Raw genomic sequence first — 1,384 nt, 5'->3', positions numbered from 1 at the left:
GTGCTCTCGGGCATTCTCACCGTGACCGAGTCCGGCGCTTTCGGCGCGATCTACGCGATCATCGTCACCGGGCTCGTCTACCGCGAGCTGACCTGGGCCTCGTTCAAGGCGGCGGTCGTCCAGTCGGTCAAGACCACGTCGCTGGTCATGATCCTGGTGGGCTGCGCCTCGGCGTTCTCCTACCTGCTGGCGCTCTACAACGTGCCGGAGATGCTCACGACCGGACTCATCGCCATTTCCGACCGGCCGCTGGTGATCTTTTTGCTGCTCAACATCATCCTTTTGATTCTGGGCATGATCATGGACATGGCGGCGCTGATCCTGATCTGCACGCCGATCTTTTTGCCGGTGGCCATGCAGTTCGGCATGGACCCGATCCAGTTCGGCATCATCATGATGATGAACCTGGGGCTGGGGCTTTGCACGCCACCGGTCGGGGCATGCCTGTTCGTGGGCTGTGTGATCGGCAAGATCAAGATCGAGCACGCGGTGCGCACCATCTGGCCGTTCTTTCTGGCGCTGTTCGTCGCCTTGATGCTGGTGACCTACGTTCCGGCGATTTCGCTGACCCTGCCCGGGCTATTCAGATAACGCGCGAGGAGAGTGCAAATGAGAGTGATCGCCGTCAAGACGCACCTTCTTGACCACGCCCTGGAAACGGCTTTCGAGAGCGCCTCGATGTCGTTTGCCCGCCGCCAGCACTGCCTGGTCGAGGTCATCTGCGACGATGGTACCGTCGGCTGGGGAGAGTGCCTGGGCCCGGCCAGGGCCAATGCGCGGGTCGTCGAAACCTACGCCCAATGGCTGGTCGGCGAAGACCCGCTGGAAACCGAGAAGATCTGGCTGGCGTTATACAACCGGCTGCGCGACCAGGGTCAGCGAGGCTTGACCATGACGGCGCTGAGCGGTATCGACATTGCGCTCTGGGACATCAAGGGCAAGCATTTCGGCGTGCCGATCTCGACGCTGCTCGGCGGGCGCTTTCGCGACAGCGTGCGTGCCTACGCCACCGGCTCGTTTCGCCGCGAAGGGGTCGATCGGATCAGCGACGTGACCGCAGAGGTCGCGCGCTATCGTGACGAAGGCTTCCACGCCGTCAAGATCAAGATCGGCTTCGACGTGGAGGAGGACCTTCAGGTGATCGAGGCCGTACGTGAGGCGATCGGGCCGGACATGCGGCTGATGATCGACGCCAACCACGGCTACGACTATCTGGAGGCCATCGAGGTCGGAAAGCGCGCGGCGGCGTTCGGCATCGACTGGTTCGAGGAGCCGGTGCTGCCCGAGCAGATCGGCACTTATGAGGCGGTACGCGCCGGCCAGCCGATTCCCGTGGCCAGCGGCGAGAACTGGCACGGGCGCTACGCGATGAACGAGCCGCTTT

2 protein-coding genes are annotated in these 1,384 nt (G+C 63.2%); both read left to right on the top strand.

Annotated features, from left to right (window positions below; genetic code table 11):
* Positions 1 to 591: TRAP transporter large permease subunit (locus BIS11_RS17580; protein WP_253586730.1), on the top strand; the 591-nt coding region annotated here is incomplete at its 5' end.
* An 18-nt stretch (positions 592 to 609) separates the two neighbouring features.
* The coding region (locus tag BIS11_RS17575; RefSeq protein ID WP_253586729.1) for a mandelate racemase/muconate lactonizing enzyme family protein at positions 610 to 1,384 on the top strand (775 nt) is incomplete at its 3' end.

This window comes from Halomonas sp. 707D4 (assembly GCF_024158685.1).
In the GTDB taxonomy this organism is placed as follows: Bacteria; Pseudomonadota; Gammaproteobacteria; order Pseudomonadales; family Halomonadaceae; genus Vreelandella.
This window is presented reverse-complemented; position numbering and strand designations above follow the sequence as displayed.